This is a genomic window from Psychrobacter faecalis (genome assembly GCF_016107575.1).
GTDB classification, from domain to species: Bacteria; Pseudomonadota; Gammaproteobacteria; order Pseudomonadales; family Moraxellaceae; genus Psychrobacter; species Psychrobacter faecalis.
Genome location: NZ_JABAST010000004.1, coordinates 81,099 through 103,655 on the forward strand (window position 1 = coordinate 81,099; position 22,557 = coordinate 103,655).

A 22,557-nucleotide genomic window follows, 5' to 3' on the forward strand; every position below is an offset into this window, starting at 1 on the left:
TAGAGAGTCGCTGACGATAGACGATATCAGCACTTTATTAGAAGTCAAACAGTCCTATCCTAGTCACTATTTGCTCTTATGGTTTGCGCATATAAAAATGCGTATACTCTATTAGTAACGCATTTTTATATTTATATCAATACATAACGTATCATTTTTCAGAAATTAATACGAGTTTTGCTAAAAATAAATTTATTGGATAGCATTTAAAAAGCCTAGCAGCGCTTTCTCTTCGCAGCTTTGATATTGTTTGGTACGGCCACGGCGCGCTTGTTTATAACACTCAAAAAACTGCCCTGCTAAAAAGCGCTCGATAATAACCGGATTGATATAAGACGCTCGGCAAACAGCAGGCGTATTGCCAAGCTCTTCTGCGACTTCTTTGACCATATCAACGACCAGCTGCTGGCGCTCATTGCTATTAGCCTCACTGGCTAATATTTCTCTGCCATTCGAGCTCTGCAGCTCATCGTACAAATAACTGGCCGCAAGGACGCTTGCCATCCAAGTACGAAAATCCTTGGCGCTATATACATTGCTGCGGTATGTCTTGCCCTCACTATAATGACCGCCAGTATGCGACCGTATATAGTCATTGATATCGCTACTATCGACGACTTGCTTATCACCATTATCATCCAAATATTTAAAAATCTGATAACCTGGCAGCTCAGAGCAGGCTTGTACAATCTCAATTAAGCGCTCGTCTTGCAGTTCAATATGATGCTCTTTGGCACTTTTCCCGACAAAATCAAACGCCAAGCCATTATCCGTTTCGCTGACGTGCCTGCTACGTAAGGTGCTTAAGCCATAGCTTTTATTCATCTTCGCATAGCGGCTATTACCGATACGAATTAAGGTAGTTTCCAGCAATTTAACCACGGCAGCAAGTACATTGGCGCGTGATAGTGGCGCTGCTTCCAAGTCTTTTTCTACTTGCGCACGTAGGTTTGGCAACGCCTCAGCGAAACCTATCATGGCATTAAACTTAGCTTGGTCACGCACGCGATCCCACTCGGGATGATACAAGTACTGCTTGCGCGCTTTGTCATCGCGGCCTGTCGATTGCAGATGCCCTTTATCATCTTGGCATATCCAAACCTCTGACCACATTGGCGGTATCACCAATGCATCAAAACGCTGACGCAACGCTTTATCTTTGACCGTTTTGCCGGTGGCGTCTTTATAAGTAAAGCCGCGGCCCCAACGCCTACGCGTAAACCCTGGCTCATCATCGCTGACGTAGCGTAAGTTGGCCAAGCGCGCCAAATGTTCATAATCATGGCGCACATCTTGCGTGGTTGTTTGGTCATCTAGCTTCGCCATAAAAAATACTCAATTAATCAAATAGTCGTTTTAGGATAATGAATTGCGGCTATTTTTGCTGTTTGTTTGCCACAAGCAAAGTGTAATCGATGTGTAAAACACCGCTTTGAAAGGTTCTAAACGATGAGATTTTAAGCCATAATTCGCTGAACCCCACAACTTAAGTCAAATAAATATAATGACAAATACTTTGATAAAAATAGTCCCGTTATTTATAGCTCCATTGTCTAAAGCGGATTACGACGCTTGGTTAAAATTGTGGCAAAGTTATTTAACCTTTTATGAAACTCGCTTGCCACCAAGTACCACAGAAAAGACATGGCGCAACCTGCTTGATGACGATATGCCGATTTATGGTTTTGGCGCTTGGCAGGATGAAATGCTAGTCGGTATCACGCATGTGGTACTACATCCCAATACTTGGAATACCACAGAATGCTGTTACTTAGAAGATTTATACGTTAGTGAGGCGGTTCGCGGGCGAGGCGTTGGACGCGCACTGATCGAACAGGTGTATGAATTTGCCAATAACAAAAACTGCAACCGTGTTTATTGGACGACGCAAGAAGACAATGCGACGGCGCGCAATCTCTATGATTCAATCGCTACTAAAACTGATATGGTGCAATATCGCAAAGATTTATGACTTAAACTTATCTAAAAACACAGCCATAAAAAAACGCCAAGTGTTAAACGCTTGGCGTTTTTTTACGACACAAATCTAAACTAAAAATGATTATTTACCATAAGTACATAAATAAGCACTTTCAACGTCTACTTTTACTTGAAACTTCTGATTGGCTTCAACGGTAAATTGCTCGCCCGCATCAAAGGTTTGCCACTCATCACTTTCTGGCAATTTGACCGTCAATGCCCCACTGACTACGCTCATGGTTTCAAATTCGCTGGTACCAAACTCATACTCGCCAATTTCCATCACGCCAACAGTAGCTGGCAGAGTTGCCGTTTGAAAGGCAATAGAAGTTACTTTATTATCAAAATAGTTATTAACGCTTGGCATAATTTTCCTTAAGTCGTTTCGTTTAAAGTTTGATTAGTGATTAAAAAGTTTGATTGGTGATTAAATAGCAGCAATAGTCTATCTATAACAGCATAGCAATTTAATAACGAATACTCGGCTCTGTTGTTCGTAAACTCTCAAAGTCGCTCGTTTATCTTTATTAAATCGCCTTTATAATAGGCTATTGCTGTTCCTTTTATGTATAGCAGTCGATAGTACGTATAGCCTAAATTTACAGCCCAGCTTTTAAGCTTGCTTCGATGAATTGATCGAGGTCGCCATCTAATACCGCGCCAGTATTAAAGGTTTCAACACCAGTACGCAAGTCTTTGATACGCGAGTCGTCAAGTACATAAGAGCGGATTTGACTGCCCCAACCGACATCAGATTTATTATCCTCGACCGCTTGCTGACTCTCCATGCGCTTTTGCATCTCAAGCTCATATAACTTGGCACGGAGCATTTTCATCGCCGTCGCTTTGTTACCATGTTGGCTACGCTCGTTCTGACAAGTGACTACCACGCCACTTGGCTCGTGAGTGATACGCACCGCAGAATCGGTGGTGTTCACGTGCTGACCACCCGCGCCTGATGAGCGGTAAGTATCGATACGCAAATCGGCTGGGTTGATATCAATCTCAACGTTGTCATCGATTTCAGGCGATACAAAAACGGCGGCAAAGGAAGTATGACGACCATTATTACTATCAAATGGTGACTTACGCACTAAGCGATGCACGCCAATTTCGGTACGTAACCAACCAAAGGCATAATCGCCTTTAATCTCAATCGTCGCTGACTTAATGCCAGCGACACTACCTGACGATACTTCGATAACTTCGACTTTAAAGCCATGAGATTCGGCCCAGCGCGTGTACATCCGCAGCAGCATTTCCGCCCAATCTTGCGCTTCGGTGCCACCACTACCCGACTGGATATCCAAGTAGCAATTGTTCGGATCCATCTCACCGCTAAACATCCGGCGGAACTCTAAATCTGCAACGCGTTTCTCCGCATTGTCGAGCTCTGCTTGCACATCAGCAAGCAAGGATTCGTCTTCTGCTTCTACTGCTAAATCAAGCATGGCAGCGGCATCTGCTAAAGTCATTTCAAGCGAAACCACAACATCGATGACGCCATCAAGCTGACTTTTTTCTTTATTAATCTTGGTCGCGCGCTCTGGATCATTCCACAGCTCAGGGTTTTCCAATTCTAAATTGACTTCCTCTAAGCGTTCTTGCTTACCGTCGAAGTCAAAGATACCTCCGCAAATCCTGCCCACGCTCAGATAAATCTTTGATACGTTCTTGATACGGATTGATTTCCATAAAGTTTCCTGTCTTTTTAAATAAATATCTTACTGATGTGGCGCTATTTTAAATGAGATTGATGCTAAATAGTTGGCTAATTAATACTGCCTTTATATTAAATAGCTATAGACCAGCTAAATCGTCCAATCTTCTACTGCCCAGCGATGGGCAAGCGCGTGCGCATGTAGCGCATCATCGGGTGACACGCAGATAGCCACATCCGCCCATTCGAGTAATGGGATGTCATTTTTGGAATCTGAATAGGCATAAGTTTTATCAAAAGTGATACCCGCTAATTGCTTTTTATTAAGCCACTTGTCTAGATGGTAGATTTTACCTTCTTTAAAATTGGGCTTATCGGTTAATTTACCGGTATAACGCTCGTTTTGTATCTCAAGTGGCGTCGATAGTACATTACTCTCTTCAATACCAAAACGCTTAGCAATCGCCGACACTACAAAATCATTGGTGGCAGAAATAATCACCACGTCGTGACCCTGCTCGACGTGATGACAGAGCGCCTCCATGGCTTTTGGGCGAATATGCGGCTCGATTTCCGTCTTAATATAATCTTCGCGTAGCTCATGCAGTCTGTCCATCGGTAAGCTACTTAAAAATTGCGCGACAAATTCATTGTATTCGGTCGCATCGAGCGTACCTTCGATATAATCTTGATAAAACTTTTGATTGGCGGTGCGATATTCAGCTTCGTCAACCAGATTATGCTTGACGATATACTCGCCCCATAGGTAATCGCTATCGACATCGAGTAACGTATGGTCTAAATCAAAAAGTGCCAACTCTTTTGGAGCTTGTCCCGCTTGTGTTGCCTGCATAATGGAGCCTTGTTTTTATTAATTAAAGGAATGATTTTTTGACTATAAAATATGTTAGAAAATTATTGGATATAAAACGTGTTGCATCATGCGCTATAAGTCTACTGTTTACTAAACATAATTATGCTAACTTATTTACTTTAATATCTCATTACCTTATCTTTAATCTGCTTGATAATAACAATAGAGAACTGTATGAAAGCGCCTGATGATAAAACTGCTTTGTCCAACCGACCGCGACGTCCTGCCCGCTCCATCAGAGAAATCAGGCGACGGCAGTTAGGCAAAAGCTATCAATCGCCTTTAGAGCGTCTACTTTATGCGCTGTTAAACGCTCTGTTATATGGTTTTGGCGGCTTACTTATCGACCTTGCCATCGTTGTTATTCGCTCCATCGCCGGTATGGGCAATGGCGAGATATTCTGGCTATTCACGCCGTTTATGCTAGTTTTGGGGGCGTTAACGGGTTTTATTGTCGGTAAAAGCGCCGGCGCTGAAAGCGTCAATGCTTTAAATATCGATGATACGAGTAATAATTATTACCTTAATGACCATTCTATACGCCATGATATCTTCCGCGGACTGATTATCGGTATTATCATTTTTGCCGTTATTTGGCTTATCATGATGCTAATGGCATAAAATTCCGCTTTCTGATGCCTCAATCAGGCATCGCTATTTCTGTTAGGCCGGTTTTAAATTTCTGACAGCGCTCCGCATAATGCATAGCTGATAGCTTTAACATTGCCGCTTGCTCATCGCTTAAGGTTTTGACCACTTTTGCCGGCGCGCCCATCACCAGCGAATTATCCGGTATCTCTTTACCTTCAGTAACCAAAGCTTTGGCACCAATGATACAGTTTTTACCGATTTTGGCATTATTCAATACCACCGCGCCAATACCAATCAAGCTATTATCACCAACTTCGCAGCCATGCAGCATCGCTAAATGGCCAATGGTGACGTAATCGCCGATTTTAACCTCAATCCCTGCATCGGTATGAATGACGCTGTTTTCTTGCACATTACTATAATCACCGATATGAATGCGCTCGTTGTCACCGCGAATCACCGCGCCAAACCAGACGTTGGCTTGATGACCCAAATACACATCGCCTATCACCCGTGCGGTATCAGCAACCCAACCATTAAATGGTACGGCAAACTCTGGCGTTTTGTCTAAATATTGATAAATCATCATCCATCCTTAGTGGTTATTTTTATACAAGTTTATATATGGTAAAAAGCGTGCCACAAATAAATGTGACTTAAAGCATGATAGTTGTAAAGAAAGATAAAAACTTTATAGTATAATGCTGCCGCCAATCAATAGAGCAATTAGAATTTAGAATAAAGCCGTATGCCATTTATCCCTATAAAATAACTATAGAATTTTATAGAGACAATCAACGCTCACCAACCTTTTTTAGGATCGCAGTGATGATCAGCAAAAAATACGCCCCTATCGTTTTATTATCGACCAGCTTGATGGCTGCCATCCCTGCCCACGCTGACAGTAGCACTACTAGTAAGGTAGGCGATGTACTGGCCTTTGCCATTCCAGCTGCTGCTTACGGTAGCACTTATTATATGGATGATAAAGAGGGTCGTCAGCAATTTTACTATTCATTTGCGACCAACGTTGCTACGACGCAAGTCCTAAAGTCGGTGATAGACAAAGAGCGACCCAATGGCCGTGATGAGGATTCCTTCCCTTCTGGCCATACCTCGATGGCGTTTCAGGGTGCCAGCTTTATCCATAAACGCTATGGCTTAGAATATAGCATTCCTGCGTATATTGGCGCAGGTTTCGTGGCTTATAGTCGTGTTGAAGCCGATGAGCATGATGTGGCCGACGTGGTGGCAGGGGCAGCATTAGGAATTGCCAGTAGTATGTATTTAACCAAAAGCTATTATGACGACCAAGTGCACATCGCCACCAATTTAGCACCCGACTATTATGGGGTATCGGTGCATTATAATTTTTAATAGCACTTATTTATCCCATTTGAAAGCACTAAATACAGACATTAGAAATAACAGAAGAGATAAGATGCTAGCCCTTAACGCAAAACTCTAGTATAATGCGCAAAATCTGTGCCAAAGCGAGCGGACATGATGCAAGTTACTCATTCACCCTTAGTGAATCCTGTACCTTTTCATCTATGATGTCTTCTCGCTTTTTTGTGGAAAAAATTTGGCTTCAGCCCTTTTTTATGTGTATTTAGCAGTATTTAAATACCTCTAAAAAGCCATTTTAGAACAAACTTTTTATCATAAAACATCACGGCACTCACCCATAACAGCGGAGGCAACCCTTGAATTCATCGGCAGAAATACAAGCAATTTTGGCACTAGCAGACGGTACTATTTTTCGCGGTTTGAGTATCGGTAGTCTTGGTCATCGTGTCGGTGAGGTGGTATTTAATACAGCCATGACAGGGTACCAAGAAATTCTAACTGACCCAAGTTACGCGCGCCAGCTGGTCACGCTTACCTATCCGCACATCGGCAATACTGGCACCAACGCTGAAGATGTCGAATCTGGTAATGGCCATCAAGTATGGGCTGAAGGGCTTATCATTCGTGACGCGACGATGGTCACTTCAAACTTCCGTAACTCAGAGTCATTGACGGATTATTTACAGAACCATGATACGGTCGCCATTGCTGATATCGATACCCGCCAGTTGACGCGCTTATTACGTGATAAAGGCGCACAAAACGGTTGTATCATGACCGCTTCTAATGGCGCAACGATTAGCAGCGAAGATGAGCAGCAAGCGATTAAATTGGCGCAAGAATTCGCTGGTATCGAAGGCATGGACTTGGCAAAAGAATGCTGTACGCCGAAGACGTTTGAATGGACAGCAGGCAGCTGGGATTTATCAGATACACTACTCAACCGCGATATACCGGGCAGCCATGATAGCGGTACGGGCGGCTTTTTTAAACAGCTTGGCACCCATGTTGACTCAAAATACAACGTTGTCGCCTACGATTTTGGTAGCAAAACCAATATCCTGCGTATGCTCGTAGACCGCGGTTGTCATGTGACGGTCGTACCCGCCCAAACGCCTATTGCAGATGTGTTAGCAATGAATCCAGACGGTATCTTCTTATCAAATGGTCCTGGCGATCCTGCGGCTTGTGATTACGCTATCGATGCGGTCCGTCATATCATTGAAGAAACCGACATTCCAACCTTTGGTATCTGCTTAGGTCATCAGCTCATTGGTCTTGCCAGCGGTGCCAACACTATCAAAATGAAAACCGGTCATCACGGTGCCAACCATCCTGTCCAAGACTTAGCCACTGGTACGGTGATGATTACCAGTCAAAACCATGGTTTTGCCGTTGATGAAGACACCTTGCCTGATAACGTTAAATCTACCCATCGCTCATTATTTGATGGTACCAACCAAGGGATTGAGCTGACCAATAAGCCGGTCTTTAGCTTCCAAGGGCACCCAGAAGCCAGCCCTGGCCCACATGATGCTGCGCCACTGTTTGATAGGTTTGCGGATATGATGGCAGCGGCGAAAGCGTAAATAATTAATAGTTAACCGCAAACAGAGAATAAATATAAGTATAAAGCTTGAAGCACAGATGGTGGTTCAAGCTACACCCTAGCAGACACGATAAGTATTATCGAACATATCGTTAAAATACAGATTACTCAAAATATCACCCAAACGAAGGTAGCCCTAACTATGCCAAAACGTACCGACATAAAAAGCATTCTTATCATTGGCGCAGGCCCCATCGTCATCGGTCAAGCATGTGAGTTTGACTACTCAGGCGCGCAGGCGTGTAAAGCGCTAAAAGAAGAAGGCTACCGCGTCATCTTGGTCAACTCAAACCCTGCAACCATCATGACCGACCCTGTCATGGCTGATGCGACTTATATCGAGCCGATTACCTGGCAGACGGTTGAGCAAATCATTGCTAAAGAGCATCCGGATGCTATCCTGCCAACGATGGGCGGACAGACAGCGCTAAACTGTGCTTTAGACCTAGACAAACATGGCGTCTTGACCAAATACAACTGTGAATTGATTGGCGCGACCAAAGACTCAATCGAGATGGCAGAAGACCGCAACTTATTTGATAAAGCCATGAAGCGTATCGGCCTTGAGTGCCCGCGCGCTGAAACCGCTGAAACCATGGAAGAAGCCTTTGCAACCCAAGAAAAAATGGGCTATCCGTGCATCATTCGTCCGTCATTCACCATGGGCGGTTCAGGCGGCGGTATTGCGTACAATCGCGACGAATTTATCGAGATTTGTGAGCGCGGTTTTGACTTATCACCAAACCATCAACTACTTATCGATGAGTCTCTCATCGGTTGGAAAGAATATGAGATGGAAGTGGTTCGTGATAAAAACGACAACTGCATCATCATTTGTGCGATTGAGAACTTTGACCCAATGGGCGTGCATACCGGCGACTCAATCACAGTCGCCCCAGCACAAACTTTAACCGACAAAGAATACCAAATCATGCGTAATGCTTCATTAGCCGTACTGCGTGAAATCGGTGTGGAAACAGGCGGCTCAAACGTCCAGTTCGGTATCAACCCTGACACGGGTCGTATGGTCGTCATCGAGATGAACCCGCGTGTCTCACGCTCATCGGCATTGGCATCAAAAGCAACCGGCTTCCCGATTGCTAAAATCGCTGCCAAATTGGCGATTGGTTATACCCTAGATGAATTGCAAAATGACATCACAGGCGGCAAAACGCCAGCGAGCTTTGAGCCGGCGCTCGATTATGTTGTGACCAAAATACCTCGCTTTAACTTTGAGAAATTCCCACAAGCCGACAGTGTGTTATCAACCCAGATGAAATCGGTTGGTGAAGTGATGGCAATCGGTCGTAACTTCCAAGAATCGATGCAAAAAGCGCTGCGCGGCATGGAAACCGGCAATGATGGTTTTGATGAGCAAATTGACTTAGCAAAAGTCAGTATTGAGAAAGCCCGTAGCGAGATTAACAATCGCTTAACCATTCCAACGCCTGAACGGATTTATTATCTTGCCGATGCTTTCCGTATCGGCATGAGCGTCGATGAAGTGTTTAATTTAACCAAAATCGACCCATGGTTTTTGGTACAAATTGAAGACATTGTCAAAACCGAAGCACAAGTTAAAGCCTTAGGCTTTGGCGGTTTAACTGAGCAAAATCTGCGTAGCTTTAAGCGTAAAGGCTTATCAGATTTACGTTTGGCAAAATTGCTTGGCGTCTCACAAAAACAGCTACGCAAAAAGCGTTGGGATTTAAACGTTTATCCTGTCTATAAACGCGTCGATACCTGTGCGGCAGAGTTTGCCACCAGCACCGCTTATATGTACTCAACGTACGACAGCGAATGTGAAGCCAATCCAACGGATAACAAGAAAATCATGGTTATCGGTGGTGGTCCTAACCGTATCGGTCAAGGTATCGAGTTTGACTATTGCTGTGTTCACGCAGCCCTTGCCATGCGCGAAGACGGCTACGAGACCATCATGGTTAACTGTAACCCTGAAACGGTTTCAACCGATTATGACACCTCAGACCGTCTGTATTTTGAGCCAATCACCTTAGAAGATGTACTTGAAATCGTCCGTATCGAAAATCCAGACGGCGTGATTGTGCAATTTGGCGGTCAAACGCCATTGAAACTGGCGCGTGCCCTTGAAGCCGCTGGCGTCAAAATCATCGGTACCAGTCCTGATGCGATCGACCGTGCTGAAGACCGCGAACGCTTTCAGCATATGATTCAGCAATTGAACCTTGTGCAACCAACCAATGCGTTAGCGACAAGCTTAGAAGATGGTTTGGTTAAAGCCAAAGACGTTGGCTATCCGCTAGTAGTCCGCCCATCATATGTACTTGGTGGTCGCGCGATGGAAATCGTCTATAACGAAGACGAGTTAAGACATTACTTGCGCACCGCGGTACAAGCATCGAATGAAGCGCCTGTACTCCTTGACCGCTTCTTAGATGATGCCATCGAAGTCGATGTTGACTGTGTCTGCGACGGCACTGACGTGGTGATTGGCGGTATCATGCAGCATATCGAACAAGCTGGCGTGCACTCTGGTGACTCGGCTTGCTCATTGCCGCCTTACTCATTATCAGATGAGCTTTGCGATAAAATGCGCGCGCAAACCGTTGCGATGGCAAAAGAGCTTGGCGTCGTCGGTTTGATGAACGTTCAGTTCGCGGTAAAAGGCGAAACGGTTTACATTCTAGAGGTGAACCCACGTGCAGCCCGTACCGTACCTTTCGTATCTAAATGTATCGGTACGTCATTAGCACAAGTCGCGGCGCGCTGTATGGCTGGTACCTCGTTAAAAGATCAAGGTTTTACCACTGAAATCGTCCCAGCATTTTATGCGGTCAAAGAAGCGGTATTCCCATTTGCTAAATTCCCGGGTGTTGACCCAATCTTGAGCCCCGAGATGAAATCAACTGGTGAAGTGATGGGTGTGGGTAAAACCTTTGGCGAAGCATTCTACAAAGCGGTTATCGGTAGTAATGAGCGCCTGCCAGGTCTACCAACTGAGGGCGAAACCAAAACTGTCTTTATCTCGGTGCGTGATAGCGATAAAGAACAAGTTACTCCTATCGCTCGCCAGCTTCTAGATTTTGGCTTTAACATTGTTGCCACCACTGGTACGCAAAAAGTACTGGCGGAAAACGGTATTGAATGTAAGCAAATTAACAAAGTCACCGAAGGTCGCCCACATATCGTCGATGCCTTGAAAAATGGCAAAATTGACCTTATTATCAATACTACTGAAGGCAAACAAGCGCAAGAGGATTCATTCTCTATCCGCCGCAGTGCCCTACAAGGTAAAGTATTCTACGTCACGACATTAGGCGCGGCAGATGCAGTTTGTAAATCTTATGCGATTGACCTACCGTTTGATGTGTATAAGCTACAAGATTTGCATGAACAAGCAAAGACTATCGCTTAGTACTATTGACTTGGTGGTATAATTTCAGTAGATTAAGCATCATAGTGACGTTTATTTAAAAGCGTTGGCAAAAATTATGTCTGGTTTTTATACGACTATAGTACTTAAAAAAATTGTACTTTAGAAAAATAAAGTTTTTAAAAGATAAACCTAAAAAGCATAGTGGCTGAACTGCGACTATGCTTTTTATTACGTAAGGTTAAGGCGTCTTTTCGGTAAGTGTATCCGTACTGATAGTTAATCGCTAAGTGTGCAGTTACTTACGACGCAGCCTCAACCTCATTCTTTTTATATTACATACTCATTGCAACAACACTGACACCATCTCACTATTCACTAGGAGATGGTGTGGTGTTATTGGTTTAAGGAAAAAACATGCAACGTTATCCCATGACTCCACAAGGACATGCGGCGCTAGAAGCCGAACTAAAACAGTTAAAAAGTGTCGACCGTCCACGTATTACAGCGGCCATCGCTGAGGCGCGCGAACACGGCGACTTAAAAGAAAACGCTGAATACCATGCCGCTCGCGAACAACAAGGTTTTTGCGAAGCGCGTATACGTGATATCGAAGCCAAGCTTGGCGCTGCACAGGTCATCGACCCTACTACGCTACCAAATGATGGCCGAGTGGTATTTGGCGTGAGTGTGGTCATTGAAAATATGGATACCGAAGAAGAAAAACAATACAAAATCGTTGGTGATGACGAAGCTGACTTTAAAGCTGGCAAAATCTCAGTCAACTCGCCGATTGCGCGTGGTTTGATTGGCAAGTCTGAAGGCGACGAAGTCCGTATCGAAACGCCCAAAGGCATAGTCGAGTATGAAATCATGAAAGTGATTTACGATTAATCTTGCTTATTTTGTAGATAAATAGATCACCTTTAAGAAAAAGCTTTCGATAACAAAAGCTTTTTTTGTAGATAGGTATAGTTAATTAGATATAAAAACGATACAACTTTTCATTGAACGATTTGATAGCTACGTATCTAATTTATTTGTATTCAACTATATATTTTTAGTGCAACTTATAGATGCAAAAAATAGTACACAACGTCATTATTAGTAAAATATTAGTTACACAATGCAGCTTTTTTACTCAATTCTTTTTAGCGCATAATTGTTCACACATTAAGTGCTAAGCATTTGACTAAAATAATGATGGAATGATAGCAAGTGTTGGCTATCATAAGTACCTTTGCCCTCGTTATTTGACATGGTTTACATGCTCATTTGACGAGGGTTTTTTCTTATATAAGCGTTGTTTTCCTCAACCTTGTTTTTTTAAATTTTATTTTTTTGCTACTTCATTAGCGGCTTTATTTACTGCTACTTTAAAGGAATCTATTATGACCACGCCAATCAATACGCCAGCATTTCAGGCTACGAATAAAAAAGCGCTTAAACATGCCTTCATTAAAAAAAACACTATTCCTACAGCCATATCAATGGTCTTAGCGGGTAGTTTTCTGTCGCTAGCTGCTGCCCATGCCGCACCTGAAGTAACGGTTGTACCATCTGTGAGCAGCAGTACCACAGTGGTCGAAAGTTACTCAGACGGCAAAACAGCGGTTATCACTGCAACGCCAAATGGCATTACCATGCAAGATGGCATGCCGTTTTACAGTACACAAGTGAGCAATGTGCCTCGTTATATGGTTCGCTCAGGCGCTAATACTGTCGTTACTCAAGGCAATGCCACGGTCACGAGCGTACCTGTGACCAACCAAGTCACCAATCAAACCAGTAGAGTTGACGTCATAGCGGTTCCAACGACCAGCGTGACCGAAGTCTTGCCGGTGACGCCGGTGACCCAGTTGCCCGTCATCAATGCCCCAACGACTACTATCGTCACCAACCAACCGGCAACGACGCAAATCGTTTCTACCTCTTTAGATACTCTGCAATTGACCCCAACTTTTAGCACGCCTGATGTGGTTAATGCTCAAACCAAAGTCATGAAAATATTAAAAAATAAAGATGGTCGTGAAGTGGCCGTACCCGCCAATCATATCGCGCCTGGTGACGTCATCGAATATCACACCACTTATACCAATACCACCGCGCAGCCTGTTACCGATATCAATGCCATGGTTTCTCTGCCAAATGGCGTGCAATTATTGTCACTAAACAGTCCGTTACCAACGCTTGCCACCACTGGCGGCGATAGCTATCAAACTATTCAGCAAGTAGGCAATACTGTGGTTGTAAAAGAAAACTATTCTGGTCTTAAATGGAACTTGGTTGATCTAAGTCCAAACGCTGCTCAGACCGTCGTTATACGTGCGAAGGTTCAGTAACGACTATCTCATAAAACATCATATTTTATTAAATGGTTACTCTAAAGCCTTGCAAACGCGGGGCTTTTGTCATCTTAAAGAAGTATGAATACCAACTATTCTTGTTAATATTTTTAGTGTTCTAGCGACACTAGTTGTCGTCTTGTTTATATAATTATCCTACCTTTACAATGACTTAAGCTTAATTTTGCTAAAATACATACCTATAAATGATTTGGTAAATAGCGCTTATGGCAACCATCAATTATGAACGCCTGCAAGGTAAGCTCAATATCTTAGCAGACGCTGCTAAGTATGATGTTTCGTGCTCATCCTCCGCTGGTACGCGCAAAAACCAAGGCGGTGGCCTCGGTGATGCCTCAGCAACCGGTATTTGCCACAGCTACACCGAAGATGGTCGCTGCGTGAGCCTGCTTAAAATCTTGCTAACCAATCACTGTATATACGATTGCGCATATTGTACCTCGCGTAAAAGCAATGACACGCCGCGCGCCGCTTTTAGTGTCGAGGAAGTTGTTGATTTGACCATGCAATTTTATCGTCGTAATTATATTGAAGGGCTTTTTCTCAGCTCAGGTATCTTTAAAAGCGGCGATTATACGATGGAGCGCTTGGTCGAGGTCGCCAAGATATTGCGGACACGTGAACGCTTTAATGGCTATATTCACCTTAAGACTATTCCGGGCGCGTCAAAAGAATTGCTACTAGAAGCGGGATTGTATGCCGATCGCCTTAGCGTCAATATTGAGATTCCAACCAAATCAGGACTGGCTTTGCTCGCTCCAGAGAAGTCGCATGATGAATTAAAAGCGCCAATGGAAACGGTTAAAACTGAAATTATCACCATCAAAGAGAGCCGTAAAACCCATAAAAAAACGCCTAAATTTGTGCCAGCGGGTCAGACCAGTCAGATGATTGTTGGCGCCAGCAATGAGACCGATTTGCAAGTCATACAGCTATCGAGCCATTTTTATCAGCAATATGATTTAAAACGTGTTTATTACTCAGGTTACGTGCCGATGTTGTCCGATAGTCGTCTGCCAGCGATTGGGACGCCTGTACCGATGATACGTGAAAACCGTCTGTATCAAGCGGATTGGCTGATGCGTTTTTATGGTTTTGGTGCGCACGAAATCGTTGAGCCTGACTCGCCGTTCTTAGATTTGGACTGTGATCCAAAGCTGGCTTGGGCAATCCGCTATCGTGAGCACTTTCCCGTTAATATACAAACCGCCACTTACGAGATGATTGTGCGCATTCCCGGTATCGGTACTAAGACCGCTAAGAAGATAGTCAAAGCGCGTAAGTTTAATCAGTTGACGCTTTATCATCTCAAAAAAATGGGCGCGGCGGTCAATCGAGCTAAGTACTTTATCGCAACAACGGGTAAAAACGAGCATTTGGCGCATTTAACCCGTGATAACTTCCGTCAGTATGTACTGGCGCAAACGCAAACCAAATATAAAGACCAACGCAACGGACAATTGGCGCTGTTTTAATCAGCATGGTTTTAGTCGGCATGGTTTTAATTGTCACTATTTTAAATAGGAACATAAATGTCACAGCTGATGCAAAGTCACGATTACATTGTCGGTCACTTAACGCCTAGTATTGTGCTTTATGAGCCCAGTTTTGAAGGTTGGCTCAGCGCCGTATTTTATGTCTATGCCAATAAGTTACAGGACGATGAATCCCTACAACTAATTGCTCACGACTGCTATATACCATCGTTGATTGCGCAGGCAACAAGCGTAGCAACGGATGCAGACAACGCCGAACGCGTACTAACCAAGCTGCATAAACTTTTAGGTCGCTCAGGTATGCGCAATATCCTCTGGGGATTTTTATCAGAAAAAGCTCATATCGGCACGACTTTATTCCAAGTGGTAAAATACGCCATTGACTACCCTAGCCGCTCTATCATGGAAGATTTAGGTAACTTAAATGTTTTAGAATTGGTACAAACCGTCAAGTCTGTTGCCCGTGAAAGACATCGCATGGAAGCATTTGTGCGCTTTGAGCATACCACTGACGATATCTACTTTGCCCGCGTTGAGCCTGATTTTAATGTACTGCCTTTGATTGGTGAGCATTTTCGCCAGCGCTACCAAGACCAGCATTGGGCGATTTATGATGTGGCGCGCGGCTATGGCATTTATTATGACAAAAGTAAAAGCACGCCGTCGCGCCCTGCTGCCCTGCAAACCATCACTAACCTAGATGATGCGGTACTGCGTAATCCTGCTAGCATTCATAGTAAGGACGAACAGCGTTATCAAAAGTTTTGGCAAGGCTACTTTACTAATGTCAATATCAAGGAGCGTAAGAACCCACGGCTACATAAGCAATATCTGCCGCAGCGCTATTGGAAATATCTTAGTGAAAAGCAAGTGCTACCAAATGCTGAGCATTTACAAAAACGTCGCTAGTTTAGTAACGATACCTATTGCCAAATGCTTATTCTTAGCTAAAAAACTCTTACTCTCAGCTAAAAAAAGTATGGCAAATTTGACCTTATCTTTTTATCTTGGTGGTTGAGTTTTCAGTACTTTTAACTGACAATAGCAGCTTGATATCTTATTTGGTGACCGACGCTATTATGAAAGTTATGCGCTTACTGTCGTCCTTAAAGCATGATGAATCCGAGCGCGGCATTTTTCATCTGGGTCGCGCTTTGGTTAAAAATGGGCATACTTCCATTATTATCGCTAGCGCCGATGAAGAAAATGACTTGGTCAAACGCCTAAAGCGCGATGGTAATATCTACCATCAGCTGTATATGAATAAGAAATCTTGGCTGTCGCTGCTACAAGTCGCCCCGCTGCGCCGCCTGATTGAAAAATACGATCCTGATGTTATTCATGTGCATTCGCGCACCCCAGCATGGATATTGCATTTGGCCTTGCGCCGCGCCCGCCTCAAGCGTCGGCCAAAACTGGTCTCGACCATGTACGGTTTTTATCCGATTAATAAATACTCACAAGCGCTGCTCGATGTCGATACCATCATCACGGTCTCTGATAGCGTCACCAATTATTTAAAAAAAGGTCTACGCCGTGAGGAGCTAGAGCCTAAAGTTATTAAACGTATTTACCGTGGTGTCGATACGCGCCGTTATCCGTATCGACACAACCCTTCTGTGTATTGGCTGCGGCATACGTTCGCTGAATATCCTGAACTTGAGCACAAAAAATGGCTGGTTTTTCCGACCATTATTGGCAATGAATATGGGCAAGAATGGCTGATTGATATTTTGGGTAATCTGCAAGAACAATTTCCCAATATTCACGTCATTATTATGGACGATGATTACCGCGAAGGTGATGTGGCGCATGAAGATTTCCGCCAGCGCAGCAATACGCTTGGACTGTCTGAGCGCATAACTTACGTCGGCAGCAAACGTAATGACATGCGCGAATGGCTGTCGGCGGCCAATATCGTCATGGCGCTTGCCAATGAGCCAGAATCGATTGGCATCAATGCCCTGCAAGCAATTCACTTAGGTACGCCAGTCATTGGCTGGGATCAAGCGGCCTTTAGCGAGATACTACAGCCACTTTATCCGCAAGGATTGGTCAAAAAATACAACGCCAAAGCGCTCTGCAAGGCAGTGCGCAACCAGCTAGAGAGTGTCACCCGTCCTGAGATGACCAATAAATTCACCATGCGTGAGATGATTGAACAAACCCTACTCGTCTATCAAGGGTTATATGACCAATCGCTTGCAGAAGAACAAGCGCAGGCGGATGCAGCGGCGATTAAAAAAATTAAGAAAAGTCTGAAACCAATGACAAAACCTTTTGATAAACCTTCTGATCGTTTAGTCAATCAAGAGCCTGCGCTACCCATTACTCTCAAAAAGGATAAAATAATAGCGCAAGATAACGCGGTTATGAAATCTGATAAAGAAGTTGTGCAACATAAAGACAGTATCACTTTAAAGGATAAAAAACTGGATAATGCCTCTTTAGATAAGAACGCTTTAAAGAATGATGCGTTAGATAATAAACCGTTATAAAATGCCAATCTCGCTAACGGTTTGGTGCAAGATTATTGGTTGATAAGATTGATGCTGTGAATATGTAAAGAAAGCCTAACGCTTACGCTAGGCTTTCTTTATTTTGAACAAATCTTATTTTTATTTAGGCGGATTATCTTTCAACCATAGCTGATTGACGATTTTTAACTCGCGTAGCTCTTCTGCCATAATAGCTTCACTGATGCCTGGATATTTGACGACGGCATAGCTATAAAGACCGATACCGAGCGCTGTCCAACCAAAGAAAATCCACCACTCGATAGCGCTGAGCGCTGACGGCATACCCGGCATATATAAGATGAGCAAGCCAATACCCAGTACAATGGTAAACATACCGACCAATTTGCCCGCTGGCACTCTAAACGGGCGCACCATATCTGGCTCACGGTAGCGCAAGACTAAGAAAGAGATGGCGACACAGGTATAAGCAATCACGATACCAAAACCACCAGCATCAACAATCCATACTAGCATCTTACGACCAAATAATGGCGCAAGCGTCGCTAGACCACCAATCAATAAAATGGCGTTTTTTGGCGTCTTATACTTCGGATGTAGCTTACCCAAAAATGCAGGCAACATATGGGCTTTTGACATGGCATAAAGTAAGCGACTGCCACCGATTAAAAACGCGTTCCAACTCGATAAAATGCCTAATACACCGCCAATGACTAGTAAAATACCCGCCCATTTGCCATGCCACGCATTGGTCATCGCGTCAGCGGTCGCCAAGGTTGAGCCTTGTGCTTGAATGAGCGGCAAAGTGCGACCGACACTCCATGCTACGCCGACATACCACATCACCGCAATAATAATAGAGACAATCAAAAACTTACCAATATTAGGACGGGTCAGATCAATCTCTTCGGCCGCTTGCGGAATCACGTCAAAACCAACAAACATAAACGGCACCATGACAATCACCGTCATCATACCGCCGATACCACCGATAAAGGCAGGCGCTTGTACAGCGGTTGAATTCGCAGGATTGTAAATTACCGCACCAATAAACAATAACGTACCGACAAATAAAATACCGAGTACGGCTGTTTTTTGGAACCAAGCGCTGACTTCCATGCCGCGAATATTAAGCCAAGTGACGATGATTGAGCCTAGCATACCGACGCCAACCCACGTGGCATAAACGTCCCAGCCCGCTATCGTCCACAGATAGCCTTGGTTATAATTGGGAATAAAATATTCAACTACCGTCGGCAGCGCTACTGCTTCAAAAGCAACGACCGAGAAGTAACCAAATAAAATACTCCAAGAGCAAATAAAGGAAACCGTGACCCCGAGCGCTCGGTGGGTATAGGTATGCTCACCGCCGGTGACCGGCATTGATGACGCTAGCTCTGCATAGTTAACACCAATCATGATAACGGCCAGACCACCAATCATGAATGCTAACATCGCGCCCCATGTGCCCGCCGCTAAAATCCAGTCCCCTGCTAAAACGACCCAGCCCCAACCAACCATAGCACCGAATGCTAAAGCAATAATGTCAAACATGCCCAGCGATTTTTTTAGCTCAGACATAACCTACTCCTTGTCCGTGTGTCATCCGTGTCAGCCCTTTTAAACGGTACTGATACCCACTATTTTTATGTAATAGGGCGCTGCCCTTTCTTATCTTTTACTGCCTATCGAGCGATAGGTTTAGTATTTAAAAAATGCTTAGCAGAGACAGCAACGGCGTCTTGATTTGCAAGGCGCCGTTGTAAAACCACCACTCAAAGCAGCACTGTCATTATCCTAAGCTTAAGCTTTCATTTTTTGAATTAACGCCTTGAGCGGTCAAAATACCTTTGATAATATCAAGGCCTTCTTGTAGCACTTCGTCCTCCACTGTGAGCGGCACCATCACACGAATGGCGTTGCCAAACATACCACAAGACGCAAGCAGCAATCCTTGCTCGAAAGCTTTGGCTTTTAGGTTGGCAGTCGCTGCCGCATCAGGCTTGCCATCGTTGTCGATTAGCTCAAACGCTAACATCGCGCCTTTATGGCGAATATGACCGATGCTGCTTAGGTTCAAATCTTTTAAAAATGCTTCGATTTTGTCACCAATCTCGATACTGCGCGCAAGTAAATCTTCTTCTTCAATCACTTCCATGACAGCAAGCGCAGCCACACAAGCCAATGGGTTTCCAGAATACGTACCGCCCAAACCGCCGACTTGCGGGGCGTCCATGATATCAGCGCGACCGATAACGGCAGAAATAGGATAGCCACCCGCTAAGCTTTTAGCACTGGTCATCAGATCCGGCTCAACGCCCAATTGCTCAGACGCAAACAAGGTACCGGTACGAGCAAAACCACACTGGACTTCATCAAAAATCAGCACGATACCATGCTCATCGCAAATCTCGCGCAGCGCTTTGGCAAACGATGGTGTCACTTGATGGAAACCGCCCTCGCCTTGTACGGGCTCAATAATCATCGCCGCCACTTCACTTGGATCGATGTCCGCTTGGAAAATCATCTCAAGGCTATGCAATGCTTGCGCTTCGGTAACGTTTAGCTCTTCTGCTGGGAATAACGCATGGAACACAGGGCCTGGCATCGGACCAAAGTTCTTTTTGTATGGCAATACTTTACCCGTTAGGCTCATGCACATTAGCGTACGACCATGCCAACCACCAACGAAAGAGATGACACCCGGACGACCGGTTTTTGCACGGGCAATTTTGATACAGTTTTCGACCGCTTCTGCGCCCGTAGTCAAGAACAGGGCTTTTTTCGGACCGCTGATAGGCGCTTTTTCGCAAAGCTTTTCAGCAAGCTCGACGTAGCATTCATAGTTAACCATTTGCGCGGCAGTATGGGTAAATCTGTCTAGCTGCTCGTGCACACGCTGGGTGATTTTTGGATGGCTGTGACCAGTATTCAGTACTGAGATACCGCCGACAAAGTCAATATAACGATTGCCTTCGATATCCCACACTTCTGAGTTTTTTGCTTTTTCGGCAAAAATAGGAAAGGCAATGCCAAGGCCTGTTGGCAAAACAGCTTTACGGCGCGCAAGTAATGATTGATTGGTAGTCATAAGAATATCCTTTTCTTTTTTCTTTACGTAGATGCCAATGATGGTATGGCGGTTTATAAAATAAGCCGTGGCTAAATTTGGGATTCATGCTACTGAATCCCGTTAAATGCTAGGTGAAAATCTATAAAAAACAAATGGTTAAAATATAAAACAGCTAACCATTAGCTCTAACTATTAACTAACATCAGAGCACCAATATTTGGTCACGACATATTCTTCGATGCCGTATTTTGAGCCTTCGCGGCCAAAGCCTGATTGCTTGACGCCGCCAAATGGTGCGACTTCGGTAGAAATAAGACCGGTATTATGACCGATGATGCCGTATTCTAAACCTTCAGTGACACGCCATGAGCGTGCATAACTGCCACTATAGAAGTATGCAGCCAAACCATAGATAGTATCGTTGGCTTGACGAATGACGTCGGCTTCGTCTTTAAAGGTAAAGATGGTGGCGATAGGACCAAAGATTTCCTCATGGGCGATATCCATGTCGCTGCTGATATCAGTAATCACGGTTGGATTATAAGACAGCTCTGATGCGCCGTTGGTGCTGCCGCCCGTGATAAGGGTTGCACCTTTATCTAGCGCGTCTTTGAGCAGCGCTTGTACTTTATCCAACGCTTTTTTGTTAATTAAAGGACCAATATCCACGCCTTCATCCATGCCGTTACCGACATTAAGCTCAGCGACTTTTTTCACAAAGACGTCGAGGAATTTGTCTTTGATACTATCTTGCACGTAGACACGGTTGGCACAAACACAGGTTTGACCCGCGTTACGATATTTAGAAGCAATTAAGCCTTCAGCGGCTTTTTCAAGATCGGCATCATCAAAGACGATAAATGGCGCATTGCCGCCGAGCTCTAATGACAGTTTTTTGATGGTTGGGGCGCACTGTGCCATCAAGGTACGACCAACTTCGGTAGAGCCAGTAAATGACAGCTTATGAATGCGTGCATCGCCGGTTAGGATATCGCCGATGGTTGACGATTTGCCCGTGACGACTTGAATAACGCCTGCTGGAATACCGGCTTGCTCAGCCAATACCGCTAATGCCAATGCAGAAAATGGCGTTTCGGTCGCAGGTTTGATAATCATGGTACAGCCTGCTGCTAGTGCAGGAGCTGCTTTACGGGTAATCATCGCTGCTGGAAAGTTCCAAGGCGTGATGGCCGCGCAAACACCGACCGGCTGTTTTAAGATGACATGGCGCAATTGGGTTTGATTGGCAGGGATAACATCGCCGTATACGCGCTTACCTTCTTCAGCAAACCAGCGGATAAAGCTATTGGCATAGCCAACTTCCCCGCGTGATTCGGTTAAAGGCTTGCCTTGCTCGGCGGTCATAATGATGGCCAAATCTTCTTTATTGGCATCGATAAGGTCGGCCCACTTTTGCAGTAGTTCCGCACGCTCTTTGGCTGTTTTGGCCGCCCACGTGATTTGCGCCTCATGAGAAGCCGCAACCGCGTCATTGACATCATCGGTCGTCAGGCTTGGCACGTTACCGATGACATCACCGTTAAAAGGATTGCTCACGTCGATAGTCGCGGCATCACTGGCATCATGCCAGCCGTCTTTGATAAAGCACTGCTGTTTGAGTAGGTCTGGATTTGCTAATTGTAGCGTATTTGACTGTTGTGACATGTTGACACTCCTTGTCAGTGTTATTGTGCAAATAAGGTTTGCAGATTTATAGTGATAAATG

At 44.5% G+C, this 22,557-nt stretch carries 18 protein-coding genes; 10 read left to right on the top strand and 8 right to left on the bottom strand.

What is annotated here, in order from left to right; translation table 11 throughout:
* Positions 1–192 precede the first annotated feature (192 nt).
* Positions 193–1,326 carry a DNA topoisomerase IB gene (locus JFC07_RS02480; protein ID WP_198328054.1) on the bottom strand — a complete coding sequence of 378 codons (1,134 nt, stop codon included), beginning with the start codon at positions 1,324–1,326 and terminating at the stop codon, positions 193–195.
* 190 nt (positions 1,327–1,516) lie between these two features.
* Here JFC07_RS02480 and JFC07_RS02485 point away from each other — a divergent pair, with 190 nt between their 5' ends.
* Positions 1,517–1,972: a GNAT family N-acetyltransferase gene (locus JFC07_RS02485; protein ID WP_265090552.1), complete on the top strand. Its 456-nt coding sequence runs from the start codon at positions 1,517–1,519 to the stop codon at positions 1,970–1,972.
* Between the two features lie 90 nt (positions 1,973–2,062).
* Here JFC07_RS02485 and ppnP read toward each other — a convergent pair whose 3' ends face one another.
* The 3 genes from ppnP to JFC07_RS02500 form a co-directional block, all read right to left on the bottom strand.
* The gene (gene ppnP, locus JFC07_RS02490) at positions 2,063–2,347 is read right to left on the bottom strand and encodes a pyrimidine/purine nucleoside phosphorylase (RefSeq protein ID WP_198328056.1); all 285 of its coding nucleotides are present in this window, start codon (positions 2,345–2,347) and stop codon (positions 2,063–2,065) included.
* Between the two features lie 232 nt (positions 2,348–2,579).
* A protein-coding gene (prfB, locus tag JFC07_RS02495; protein WP_198328057.1) for a peptide chain release factor 2 occupies positions 2,580–3,675 on the bottom strand; the annotation gives its coding sequence in 2 pieces (ribosomal slippage) (positions 2,580–3,602 and positions 3,604–3,675; 1,095 coding nt in all).
* Positions 3,676–3,791: 116 nt separating this feature from the next.
* Positions 3,792–4,493 carry an HAD family hydrolase gene (locus tag JFC07_RS02500; protein ID WP_198328058.1) on the bottom strand — a complete coding sequence of 234 codons (702 nt, stop codon included), beginning with the start codon at positions 4,491–4,493 and terminating at the stop codon, positions 3,792–3,794.
* A gap of 195 nt (positions 4,494–4,688) precedes the next feature.
* Here JFC07_RS02500 and JFC07_RS02505 point away from each other — a divergent pair, with 195 nt between their 5' ends.
* Complete coding sequence (locus JFC07_RS02505; protein ID WP_198328059.1) at positions 4,689–5,135, top strand: hypothetical protein; 447 nt, start codon at positions 4,689–4,691, stop codon at positions 5,133–5,135.
* A 19-nt stretch (positions 5,136–5,154) separates the two neighbouring features.
* Here the strand turns inward: JFC07_RS02505 and JFC07_RS02510 are convergent, their stop codons facing one another.
* Entirely contained in the window at positions 5,155–5,691 is a 537-nt protein-coding gene (locus JFC07_RS02510; RefSeq protein ID WP_191691413.1) for a gamma carbonic anhydrase family protein, read from the bottom strand.
* Positions 5,692–5,933: 242 nt separating this feature from the next.
* Between JFC07_RS02510 and JFC07_RS02515 the strand changes: the two genes are divergently transcribed.
* The 8 genes from JFC07_RS02515 (at position 5,934) to JFC07_RS02550 (ending at position 17,779) form a co-directional block, all read left to right on the top strand.
* Entirely contained in the window at positions 5,934–6,482 is a 549-nt protein-coding gene (locus tag JFC07_RS02515; RefSeq protein ID WP_198328060.1) for a phosphatase PAP2 family protein, read from the top strand.
* 329 nt (positions 6,483–6,811) lie between these two features.
* Positions 6,812–8,044, top strand: coding sequence for a glutamine-hydrolyzing carbamoyl-phosphate synthase small subunit (gene carA / locus JFC07_RS02520; RefSeq protein WP_191691396.1), 1,233 nt, complete (start codon positions 6,812–6,814; stop codon positions 8,042–8,044).
* A gap of 162 nt (positions 8,045–8,206) precedes the next feature.
* On the top strand, positions 8,207–11,461 hold the full coding sequence (carB, locus tag JFC07_RS02525; protein WP_198328061.1) for a carbamoyl-phosphate synthase large subunit: 3,255 nt from the start codon (positions 8,207–8,209) through the stop codon (positions 11,459–11,461).
* Between the two features lie 375 nt (positions 11,462–11,836).
* Positions 11,837–12,313: a transcription elongation factor GreA gene (greA, locus tag JFC07_RS02530; RefSeq protein WP_144297093.1), complete on the top strand. Its 477-nt coding sequence runs from the start codon at positions 11,837–11,839 to the stop codon at positions 12,311–12,313.
* 497 nt (positions 12,314–12,810) lie between these two features.
* Positions 12,811–13,761, top strand: a complete 951-nt coding sequence (locus JFC07_RS02535; RefSeq protein WP_227678238.1) for a hypothetical protein — start codon at positions 12,811–12,813, stop codon at positions 13,759–13,761.
* A gap of 230 nt (positions 13,762–13,991) precedes the next feature.
* Complete coding sequence (locus JFC07_RS02540; RefSeq protein ID WP_198328062.1) at positions 13,992–15,260, top strand: putative DNA modification/repair radical SAM protein; 1,269 nt, start codon at positions 13,992–13,994, stop codon at positions 15,258–15,260.
* 57 nt (positions 15,261–15,317) lie between these two features.
* Positions 15,318–16,190 (top strand): TIGR03915 family putative DNA repair protein, encoded by an 873-nt coding sequence (locus JFC07_RS02545; protein WP_198328063.1) that lies wholly within the window; start codon positions 15,318–15,320, stop codon positions 16,188–16,190.
* 170 nt (positions 16,191–16,360) lie between these two features.
* Complete coding sequence (locus JFC07_RS02550; protein WP_227678240.1) at positions 16,361–17,779, top strand: glycosyltransferase; 1,419 nt, start codon at positions 16,361–16,363, stop codon at positions 17,777–17,779.
* A gap of 120 nt (positions 17,780–17,899) precedes the next feature.
* On the opposite strand, the gene JFC07_RS02555 is transcribed toward JFC07_RS02550, so the two are convergent.
* From JFC07_RS02555 to JFC07_RS02565, 3 genes are all read right to left on the bottom strand, one after another.
* Entirely contained in the window at positions 17,900–19,339 is a 1,440-nt protein-coding gene (locus tag JFC07_RS02555) for an APC family permease (protein ID WP_193030807.1), read from the bottom strand.
* Between the two features lie 211 nt (positions 19,340–19,550).
* Positions 19,551–20,849, bottom strand: a complete 1,299-nt coding sequence (gene gabT, locus JFC07_RS02560) for a 4-aminobutyrate--2-oxoglutarate transaminase (protein ID WP_198328064.1) — start codon at positions 20,847–20,849, stop codon at positions 19,551–19,553.
* Positions 20,850–21,023: 174 nt separating this feature from the next.
* Positions 21,024–22,496 carry an NAD-dependent succinate-semialdehyde dehydrogenase gene (locus JFC07_RS02565; RefSeq protein ID WP_198328065.1) on the bottom strand — a complete coding sequence of 491 codons (1,473 nt, stop codon included), beginning with the start codon at positions 22,494–22,496 and terminating at the stop codon, positions 21,024–21,026.
* Between the last annotated feature and the right edge of the window lie 61 nt (positions 22,497–22,557).

Excerpts from the sequence above, each read along its gene's own strand:
- JFC07_RS02480 (WP_198328054.1), bottom strand. The coding sequence starts at position 1,326 with ATGGCGAAGCTAGATGACCAAACAACCACGCAAGATGTGCGCCATGAT.
- ppnP (WP_198328056.1), bottom strand. The coding sequence starts at position 2,347 with ATGCCAAGCGTTAATAACTATTTTGATAATAAAGTAACTTCTATTGCC.
- JFC07_RS02500 (WP_198328058.1), bottom strand. The coding sequence starts at position 4,493 with ATGCAGGCAACACAAGCGGGACAAGCTCCAAAAGAGTTGGCACTTTTT.
- JFC07_RS02505 (WP_198328059.1), top strand. The coding sequence starts at position 4,689 with ATGAAAGCGCCTGATGATAAAACTGCTTTGTCCAACCGACCGCGACGT.
- JFC07_RS02510 (WP_191691413.1), bottom strand. The coding sequence starts at position 5,691 with ATGATTTATCAATATTTAGACAAAACGCCAGAGTTTGCCGTACCATTT.
- JFC07_RS02515 (WP_198328060.1), top strand. The coding sequence starts at position 5,934 with ATGATCAGCAAAAAATACGCCCCTATCGTTTTATTATCGACCAGCTTG.
- carB (WP_198328061.1), top strand. The coding sequence starts at position 8,207 with ATGCCAAAACGTACCGACATAAAAAGCATTCTTATCATTGGCGCAGGC.
- greA (WP_144297093.1), top strand. The coding sequence starts at position 11,837 with ATGCAACGTTATCCCATGACTCCACAAGGACATGCGGCGCTAGAAGCC.
- JFC07_RS02535 (WP_227678238.1), top strand. The coding sequence starts at position 12,811 with ATGACCACGCCAATCAATACGCCAGCATTTCAGGCTACGAATAAAAAA.
- JFC07_RS02540 (WP_198328062.1), top strand. The coding sequence starts at position 13,992 with ATGGCAACCATCAATTATGAACGCCTGCAAGGTAAGCTCAATATCTTA.
- JFC07_RS02545 (WP_198328063.1), top strand. The coding sequence starts at position 15,318 with ATGTCACAGCTGATGCAAAGTCACGATTACATTGTCGGTCACTTAACG.
- JFC07_RS02550 (WP_227678240.1), top strand. The coding sequence starts at position 16,361 with ATGAAAGTTATGCGCTTACTGTCGTCCTTAAAGCATGATGAATCCGAG.
- JFC07_RS02555 (WP_193030807.1), bottom strand. The coding sequence starts at position 19,339 with ATGTCTGAGCTAAAAAAATCGCTGGGCATGTTTGACATTATTGCTTTA.
- gabT (WP_198328064.1), bottom strand. The coding sequence starts at position 20,849 with ATGACTACCAATCAATCATTACTTGCGCGCCGTAAAGCTGTTTTGCCA.
- JFC07_RS02565 (WP_198328065.1), bottom strand. The coding sequence starts at position 22,496 with ATGTCACAACAGTCAAATACGCTACAATTAGCAAATCCAGACCTACTC.